Raw genomic sequence first — 9,023 nt, 5'->3', positions numbered from 1 at the left:
CGGATCGTGCGATAGACCATGCCGAGCAGGTCGAGCGGGCGGAACAGCTGCGCGAGCAGCGTCGATACGAACACGACGTTGCCGGCGGTGAAGCGGCCCTGGCTCCAGCCCCAGACGATATAGGCCATGCCCGCGCCGAGCATCAGGTTGGTGATCACCGCCTGCCCGACGTTGAGCCAGGCCAGCGAGTTTTCCGATCGCACGGCGGCGCGCGCATAGGCATCGACCGCGCGATCGTAGCGCTTGGCCTCGCGCTCCTCGGCACCGAAATATTTGACGGTCTCGAAGTTGAGCAGCGAATCCACCGCGTGCGCCACCGCGCCGGTGTCGAGATCGTTCATCTGGGTGCGCAGCGCCGCGCGCCAATCGGTGACGACGCGGGTGAACCAGATATAGGCGACGACCATCAGCAGCGTCGCGGCGACGAGCGGCCAGCCGAACTTGGTCCAGAACAGCCCGATCACCAGCCCGAGTTCGAGCACCGTCGGCGCGATGTTGAACAGCAGGAAATAGAGCATCGTGTCGATGCTCTTGGTGCCGCGTTCGATCACCTTGGTGACCGCGCCGGTGCGCCGCGATAGATGGAAGTCGAGGCTCAGCGCATGGAGGTGGCGGAACACCTGCGCGGCGAGACGACGGGTGGCGTCCTGCCCGACGCGTTCGAATACTGTGTTGCGCAGGTTGTCGAACAGGGTCGTGCCGAACCGCGCCGCGGCATAGCCGAGCACCAGCATGACGATCAGCGTCGTCGCGGACCGGTCCCCCGTGCCCATGCCGTCGACCGCGCCCTGCAACGCGAACGGCGCGCCATAGACCTGGACGAGCTTCGACAGCACCACCAGCGTCATCGCGGCGACGATCCGGACCTTCAGCCCCGTCTCGCCCGCGGGCCAGAGATAGGGCAGGAATCGGCGCAGCGTCGGCAGCAGGGGCTGTTCGCTGGAAGAGGCAAGGGTTTGCGGAGGCATTGGTCGTGCCGATGTAGGACGCGTCCTCCCGAATCGCAAAGCGCCCGGCCGGAACATTGCGTGTAACCGCACATTGAGCCGGAACTGGGATGCGGCGACTGGAGGATCCGATGGAACCGCTGATCTACGTGATGGCGATCATGGGCTGCGGCGACGGCAACGTGCAGTGCACCGAAGCCAGGGTCGTGCCGGTCCGCTACGAGAGCATGGCGCAGTGCCGCGCGGCGCTGCCCGACCAGCTCGCTCGCAATACCGACGTGCCATACCCGATGATCGGTGCCGCATGCCGTGCGCAGGGCATGATGATGGCGAAGGCCGAGCCCAAGCCGCCGCGGGGCTGAGCGCGGCTTGCGTCAATCGATAGCGCGGCCGGCATAAGCCCGCTCGAACGGTTCGAGATACCTTCGATAGGGCTGCGCGACGCCGACGCCTTCGCGGTTTATCGGCCGGCGGACTTGAAGGCTGCTCGCGGTCGCGACAGCGCGGTCGGTATCGTAGAAGCGAGAGACCCCCGGCTCCTCCGCCAGGCCGCAGTGCGCGAGCAGCCGCGCGATCCAGGCATCGGGCGTGGTCACGAATTCGGTGAAGGGCACCACCAGCAGCCGGTCGCCGAGCCGTTCCTGCCAATAGGCCAGCAAGGCATCTTCGAGCAGGAAATGGTGTGCGATGTCCTCGAGGTCGTAGCTCCATGCGACGCCGTGGATGAAGAAGGTTCGGAAACACGCCCAGGCGCTGTCGAGCGGATCGCGCCGCATCCAGATCAACGGCGCATCGGGCAGCGCCGCCGCGATCAGCCCGAGGAAGCGGCTGTTGTCGATGGTCTTGTCGACGATGCGACCTTCGCCGCCGAACCGCTCGGTCAGGAGGTGCAGATAGAGATCGCCGAGCTTTTCCAGCGAACCGCCCCGCGCGATGTATCGTTCGATCGCGTCGCCGGACACGCCGCCGGCCTCGACAGCCAAGTGGTGCGCGAGGCTGATCTCGCCGCCATCGGCGACTGCGCTGTGACTGGTGAGAATCTGTTCGACCAGCGTCGTACCTGAGCGGGGCAGGCCGGTGACGACAATCGGGCGCGCGGTGGAGAGGGCCGATGCCGTGCGGTGGCGAGCGAAGAAGTCGCCGTCGAAGCCGGTCATCGCCTGGCGCGCGGCGGCGGCGTTGCCCTCCCGGCTGTAGGGCGTCGCGGTACGCAGCAGCGTCGCGCCGCGCGAATAGGCGCCGAACGCGGCCTCGTGGTCGCCACGGTCGGCATGGAGCTTGCCCAGCGCGTAGCAGAACCGCGCGAGTTCGGTGGGCGATTGGTGTTCGGCCGCGGCGGCGTCGGCGAGCAGGCGGTCGCCGATCGGATCGCTGGCGAGATTGACGGTCGATGCGAGCGTCAGCCACGCCGGACCCCAACCGGGCCGTTCGCGCAGCGCGATCTCGAGCTGCGCGCGGCCTTCATCGACCATGCCCAACGTCACCGCGGTGTTGCCGCGCAGAAAGGCATGCCCCGCGCGATCGGGGATGGTCTCGGGCAAGGTCGCGATCAAAGCGTGCGCCTCGCGTACCCGCGCGGTCTGGGTGAGCAGCACGATCTTCGACAGTCGCGCCGCCGCGCTGTTGCCGGCAGCGGCGACGAACGCGTCCATCGCGGCGTGCGACAGCGAGATCTCGCCGCTGACCCGCATCAGTTCGGCGATGCGCCGCCATTCGGCACCGATCGGTGCACGCATCGCCAGCATCCGCGACACCGCCTCGCGAGTCGCGGCGCGATCGCGTGCACCGGTCGCACGCTTCAGGTCGGCGATCAGCGTCGCGAGGCTCGGTGACGAAGAAACCACGGTTCTTGCTACTCGACTCGGACCATCACGTCATCTCCTCACAACCTTACGCAAATGCAGCAGAAAAGCTGGGCGAGTGTTGCCGCGGAGCAACATGATCGCGCTAAGGAAGACAGCAAGCATGCCGAAAGTCACAACATGGTTAACGTTAGATTGACAGTTAACGAACTGACAACGCATGTTCCCTGCAACGCGATTGCCCGAGTGGCGCGATCGCCCACAAACAGGGGTCCATGATGAAACTCAAGCATGTGTTCTGCTGCGGCGCGGCAATTCTCCTCGCGAATACCGGTGCCAATGCAGCGGTCATCAACCTCATCGACAATGGCGGCGTCGCCGGATCGCAGGCCGAGCGCGGCTTCCAGATCGCCGCGCTTTATTGGGGTTCGGTGCTTACCAACGACGTCACGATCAACCTCGGCGTTGGTTTCGAGGCGCTCGACGAAGGCGTGATCGGCTCCACCGGAAGCACGCGGCGCGATTACAGCGTCGCCAATTGGGAGGGGCGGGTCGCGCTTACGCGCAGCAACTCGTCGCTCGATCAGTCGGCCATCCTCCCCGAACTGAACAACGCCGGCGGTGCAACCTTTCTCACCAACGACTATGACGAGACGGGCAACGACGATACCGCAGAGAAGACGGTCGTTATCGGCAATTCGGTGAGCAGCCGGACGCTTTTCGCGAACACGTCGGTCCTGAAGGCGATTGGCGCGATCCGACCGGACAGCAGCCTCGTCGATGGCAACGTCACCTTCAGCAGCGAGTTCGCGTTCGATTTCAATCCGAGCAACGGCGTCGATCGCGACAAGTTCGACTTCCTGGGTGTGGCGATCCATGAGATCGGCCACGCCTTGGGGTTCGTCTCCGGCGTCGATTTTCTCGACGTGTTCGGTAAGCCCAATGGCCCGGGCGCGGGCCAGCTCGGCTACAGCCTCAACGACACGTCGATCTACAGTGCGCTGGACATGTTCCGCTATAGCAACGATCCGACCGGTCTGATCCGTGGCGACGACCCGGTGCTCGACCTGTCGGTCGCGACCGAGTCGTACTTCTCGATCGATGGTGGCAAGACCGCCTTGTTCGGAAACTTCCTCTCCACCGGCAGCTTCAACGGTGACGAGAACCAGGCGTCGCACTGGCGTGATGCGAGTGGGACCACTTTCGAGCAGGTTTGCACCAAGCAGCTCGGGATCATGGATCCGACCTTCTGCTTCGGTCAGACGGGTGCCGTGACCGCGCTCGATCTCGCAGCTTACGACGCGATGGGCTGGAACATCAGCTTCGACGTGCTGAAGAACCCCGGTTATCTCGCGACCACGGGTGGCATCTACAGCCAGTTCCTGTCGGCCGTTCCCGAGCCGACCACCTGGGCGATGATGCTCACCGGCTTCGGCATGGTCGGCGGCGCGCTGCGCGGTCGTCGCTCGCGCACCAACGTGAAGGTCAGCTTCGCAAGCTGATCGCCGATCTGGGCACGTAAAGCGCCGCTGGTTCGAAAGGACCGGCGGCGTTTTCGTGTCTCGCGTAGAGCGTCCGTTCGCGCCACCATTCGCGACCAATTTTAAAACTAACGTTATTCGGCCAAACAATCAAATTACGTACGGTTAAGTTGGCGAACTTTAGTTCATACTATTCAAACCGATACTCTGTTGTCGCGAAGCAGGCGAGTTGACAGATCTTCACGCTATATCCAATATAGTATCCAGGATAGCGGCCGGGAAGGTTGCTGCCCACGGGGGTCAACATGAAGATCAGGCAAGCTATATTAAGCAGCGCTACCTTGTTGCTGGCGACATCGGGTGCGGATGCGGCCGTGATCAACCTGATCGACCGCGGCGGCGTGACCGGATCGCCGGCCGAACAGGGCTTCAAGATGGCCGCGCTTTATTGGGGGTCGGTGCTGATCAACGATGTGCAGATCAACCTCCGCGTCGGGTTCGAACAACTGCCGCGGAACGTCATCGGAAGGACCGGCAGCAACAGCCAGGCTTATTCGATCGAGGACTGGAAGCGCCAAATCGGTCTGACGAAGAGCGAGTCGCTGCTCGATCGGACCGCGATCCTGCCGACGCTGAACGGCGACGGTGGCATCACGTTCATCACCAACGGCACCGATATCGACGGCAACGACGACACGAGTACGAAGGCCCTGGTTCTCGGCGACACCGTGAGCAGTCGGACACTGTACGCCAACACCTCGGTCCTGAAGGCGATCGGCGCGATCGACGGTGATAGTGGCTCGATCGACGGCAACATCATCTTCAGCAGCGACTTCACCTTTGATTTCGACCCGTCGAATGGCGTCGGCCGCGATTCTTTCGACTTCCTCGGCGTCGCGATCCACGAATTCGGTCATGCCCTGGGCTTCGTATCCGGGATCGACTACATGGATTATTACGGCCTTCCGAACGGGCCCGAGAGCGGCTCGGTCGGCTACAGCATCAACGATACCGCGATCTACAGCGCGCTCGACCTGTTCCGCTACAGCAAGGATCCGTCCAACCTGGTCGCGGGCACCAAGCCGATCCTCGACATGTCCGTCGGCACGGACAGCTACTTCTCGATCGATGGTGGCAAGACCGCCTTGTACGACAACACCTTCTCGACCGGCCGATACAATGGCGACGGGAACCAGGCCTCGCATTGGCGCGATGCCGACGGCCCGACCTTCGAGGAACGATGCACCACGCAACTCGGCGTCATGGACCCGACGTCCTGCTTCGGACAGGCGGACGAACTCACCGCGCTCGATCTCGCCGCCTTCGACGCAATGGGGTGGAACCTCAGCTTCGACGTGCTGGAAAACCCCGGCTATCTCGCCACGACCGCGAGCATCTACCGACAATTTCTCTCGGCCGTTCCCGAGCCGACCACCTGGGCGACGATGCTCATCGGCTTCGGCATGGTCGGCGGCGCGCTGCGCGGTCGTCGGTCGCGCACCCAGGTGAAGGTCAGCTTCGCGGGCTGATCGCCGACCTGGACACGTAAAGCGCCGCTGGTTCGAAAGGCCGGCGGCGTTTTCGTCTCCGGCGAAGAGCGTCCGTAGAGTTTCCGGACGTTGGCGACCCATCACGACGATGACATCACGTTAATAGAACAATAGAACTGCATAAGGGTAAGTCGACAAACCTGCTTCATAACAATGCTTCCATATGTATTCTGGCGGATATCAAGCGGTTTGACTTATCGATCGCGTTTATTCAATAAAGGCTGCAGGATAGTGACCCGGAGGTCGCTGCCGACGGGGGTCATCATGACGATCAGGCAAGCTTTATTGTGCAGCGCTACCTTGTTGCTGGCGACCTCGCGCGCGGATGCGGCCGTGATCAACCTGGTCGACAAGGGCGGTGTAACGGGTTCGCCGGCCGAACAGGGCTTCAAGATAGCGGCGCTTTATTGGGGTTCGGTGCTGACCAACGACGTACAGATCAACTTCAAGGTCGGTTTCGAGAGGCTGGCGCGTAATGTCATCGGGCAGGCCGGCAGTACGAGCATGGATTATTCCGTTGCGGAATGGGAAAGCCTCATCGGCGAGACCAAGAGTAATTCGCTTCTCGATCGCACCGCGACTCTCAATCTACCGATGCTGAACTCGAGCGGTGGCGCCACCTTCATCACCAACGGCACCGATGCCGATGGCAACGACGACACGAGGGTAAAGGCGCTGGTTCGCGGCGACACCGTGAGCAGTCGGACGCTGTACGCCAACACCTCGGTCCTGAAGGCGATCGGCGCGATCGACGGCAGCGGCACCGATATCGATGGGGACGTCACCTTCAGCAGCGCTTTCGCCTTCGATTTCGATCCGTCCGACGGCATCGATCGTGACACCTTCGACTTCATCGGCACCGCCATCCACGAATTTGGTCATGCCCTCGGGTTTGTCTCCGGGGTAGACGACATGGATTACTTCGCTCGTCCGAACGGACCCGAGCGGGGCACCCTTGGTTACAGCCGGAACGATACCTCGATCTACACCCCGCTCGACATGTTCCGCTACAGCAGGGATCCGTCGAACCTGGCCGGAGGCGAGCCGATGCTGGATCTATCCGTCGGCACCGAGAGCTATTTCTCGATCGACGGCGGCAAGAACGCGTTGTTCGACAACAGCTTCGCGACCGGTCGGTACAATGGCGACGGGAACAGTGCTTCGCATTGGCGCGATACCGGCGGTACGACCTTCGAGGAGGAATGCACAAAGCAACTCGGCATTCTGGACCCGACGTCCTGCTTCGGACAGGCAGAAGAGGTCACCGCGCTCGATCTCGCCGCCTTCGACGCGATGGGCTGGAACCTCAGCGTCGACGTTCTGGAGAACCCCGGCTATCTCGCCACCACCGCGAGCATCTATCGCCAATTCCAGTCGGCAGTGCCCGAGCCGACGACATGGGCGATGATGCTGACTGGCTTCGCAATGGTCGGCGGCGCACTCCGCGGTAGCCGCCGTTCCCGCACCAAGATGAGGGTCGGCGTCGCGGGCTGACCCCGCTTCGGCGATGTGAAGCGCCGTTGTTCCACGATCAACGGCGGTCCTGTCGGGTCCGCGATAACGTGCTGCTCGTCTCGTCTTCGGTCATCCGAGGTCACCCGCACCCTTTGCCGCCTTCGGCGTCTTTCCCTCGCCCGATGGGAGAGGAAGGGACCGGCGAAGCAGCGGAAGGATGAGGGTGATCGCCCCTGGTCGACGATGAGGCTGTGGCTTCGCTCGTGCGGCGGCGAGAAGAAAGCAGGCGCTCAAGCTTGCGGCGCTTGCTAGCGCGCAGGGCGAACCCGCCAACCTCTTCTTCTCCGCGCCTCCGCACGAACATCTTCTACATCGCTTTCTACGTCGCTTCGTAATTCAGCGCGGTCGTGTCCAAAGCGTCGGTGAGCGCGGGACCGGCGGCAACATCGATCGCCGTCGGGCGGCGACGCCGGCGCGCACGATGAACGCCAGCTTCTCACCCTTGGAGGTGGTGACGCGGTTGTCCCAGGCGAGGTCACCCGCGGCGGCGACCTTGTGTGCGATCGCGCCATAGATTTCGGCGGCGGCGAGGACCGCCCAGGCGGAGCGGAACGAAAGGACGCGGGTGCCCTGGCGGGCGCTCGCTTCGAACGCCGCCGCTCGATCCGCTAGGCGACGTGCGAGCGTCGCAAGGCGGGGGCGGTAGATGGGCTTCATCTGCTCGCCCGGCGGGATGTCCATCTCCGCGAGCCACTCGCTCGGCAGATAGCAGCGGCCGGCGCGCGAATCCTCGTCGATGTCGCGCGCGATATTGGCGAGCTGGAACGCCATGCCGAGATCGCAGGCCCGGTCGAGCGTGTCGTCGTCGGCGGGCAAGACCCCCATCACCACCGCCATCATGCACCCGACCGCGCCGGCGACATGGTAGCAATAGCGATAGAGATCGTCCTCGGTACGCGGATGCCATTCCTCGGCGTCGAGCTGGAAACCGGCGATCAGATCGTGCGCGAGGCGGCGCGGCATGCCGGTTTCGGCGGCGACGATCCGCAACGCGTCGAAGGCAGGTTCGCCGATCACCTCGCCGTCGAGCGCGGCATCGGTCAGGACCGCCATCGCCGCCGTACGGGCGGGGGCGTCCTCGACCGCATGCATGGTGTGGCCGTGATCCTGGCCATCGGCGATGTCGTCGCAGGCGCGGCACCAGGCGTAGAGCAGCCAGGCGCGTTCGCGGGTCGGGCGATCGAACAACAGGCTCGCGGTCGCGAAGCTCTTGGAGCCGCGCGCGATCGATTCACGCGCAGTGGCGACGATCGCATCGCGCGACGGCAATGCGTCGCTCACCGACGCGGCCTCACCCGGCCCACCCTCACCAATTCTAAGCTCACAGGTCCGACATCGCCATCCGCACGATCGGCTGCGTCGGGACGTGCGCCGCCATCCGCCCGAGCAGCGCATCGAGCGTGTCGGCGACGATCAGCAGGTCGCGATGCTGCGCGCGGAGGAACCCGACATCCGCCATCTTCTCCCAGAACGCGATCAGGTGGTCGTAATAGCCCGCGGTATTGAGCAGGCCGACCGGCTTGGCATGATAGCCGAGCTGCGCCCAGCTGAGCGCTTCCCAGAGTTCGTCCATCGTGCCGGTGCCGCCGGGGATCGTTACGAAGCCGTCCGAAAGGTCGGTGAACTTGGCCTTGCGTTCATGCATGCCGCCGACGACGTGAAGCGCGGAAAGGCCGCGATGCGCGACCTCGGCATCGACCAGCGCCTGCGGGATCACGCCGATCACCT

7 protein-coding genes and 2 pseudogenes are annotated in these 9,023 nt (G+C 63.9%); 5 read left to right on the top strand and 4 right to left on the bottom strand.

Going from position 1 to position 9,023, the window contains the following annotated elements; translation table 11 throughout:
* Positions 1-968, bottom strand: a 968-nt coding sequence (locus ACFE77_RS15350; RefSeq protein WP_375422518.1) for an ABC transporter transmembrane domain-containing protein, incomplete at its 3' end; no start/stop codon positions are given.
* Between the two features lie 110 nt (positions 969-1,078).
* On the opposite strand from ACFE77_RS15350, the gene ACFE77_RS15345 reads away from it, so the two are divergent.
* Entirely contained in the window at positions 1,079-1,309 is a 231-nt protein-coding gene (locus tag ACFE77_RS15345) for a hypothetical protein (protein WP_375422517.1), read from the top strand.
* A 12-nt stretch (positions 1,310-1,321) separates the two neighbouring features.
* On the opposite strand, the gene ACFE77_RS15340 is transcribed toward ACFE77_RS15345, so the two are convergent.
* Positions 1,322-2,791 (bottom strand): sulfotransferase, encoded by a 1,470-nt coding sequence (locus tag ACFE77_RS15340; protein ID WP_375422516.1) that lies wholly within the window; start codon positions 2,789-2,791, stop codon positions 1,322-1,324.
* Between the two features lie 236 nt (positions 2,792-3,027).
* Between ACFE77_RS15340 and ACFE77_RS15335 the strand changes: the two genes are divergently transcribed.
* From ACFE77_RS15335 to ACFE77_RS15320, 4 genes and pseudogenes are all read left to right on the top strand, one after another.
* A complete protein-coding gene (locus ACFE77_RS15335; RefSeq protein ID WP_375422515.1) occupies positions 3,028-4,251 on the top strand; it encodes an NF038122 family metalloprotease in 1,224 nt (407 codons plus the stop codon).
* Between the two features lie 284 nt (positions 4,252-4,535).
* Positions 4,536-5,561: pseudogene (locus ACFE77_RS15330) on the top strand (NF038122 family metalloprotease); the annotation flags it as partial.
* Positions 5,562-5,645: 84 nt separating this feature from the next.
* Positions 5,646-5,759: pseudogene (locus ACFE77_RS15325) on the top strand (PEPxxWA-CTERM sorting domain-containing protein); the annotation flags it as partial.
* 285 nt (positions 5,760-6,044) lie between these two features.
* Entirely contained in the window at positions 6,045-7,274 is a 1,230-nt protein-coding gene (locus ACFE77_RS15320; protein WP_375422514.1) for an NF038122 family metalloprotease, read from the top strand.
* Between the two features lie 357 nt (positions 7,275-7,631).
* On the opposite strand, the gene ACFE77_RS15315 is transcribed toward ACFE77_RS15320, so the two are convergent.
* Both ACFE77_RS15315 and ACFE77_RS15310 read right to left on the bottom strand, forming a co-directional pair.
* Positions 7,632-8,576, bottom strand: coding sequence for a phytoene/squalene synthase family protein (locus ACFE77_RS15315; protein WP_375422513.1), 945 nt, complete (start codon positions 8,574-8,576; stop codon positions 7,632-7,634).
* A 40-nt stretch (positions 8,577-8,616) separates the two neighbouring features.
* A partial coding sequence (locus tag ACFE77_RS15310) for a TIGR00730 family Rossman fold protein (RefSeq protein ID WP_375422512.1) occupies positions 8,617-9,023 on the bottom strand: 407 nt, incomplete at its 5' end.

It is taken from the genome of uncultured Sphingomonas sp. (genome assembly GCF_964243315.1).
In the GTDB taxonomy this organism is placed as follows: domain Bacteria; phylum Pseudomonadota; class Alphaproteobacteria; order Sphingomonadales; family Sphingomonadaceae; genus Sphingomonas.
Note: the sequence above shows the minus strand (reverse complement) of the source record. Positions and strands in the feature narration are given on the sequence as shown.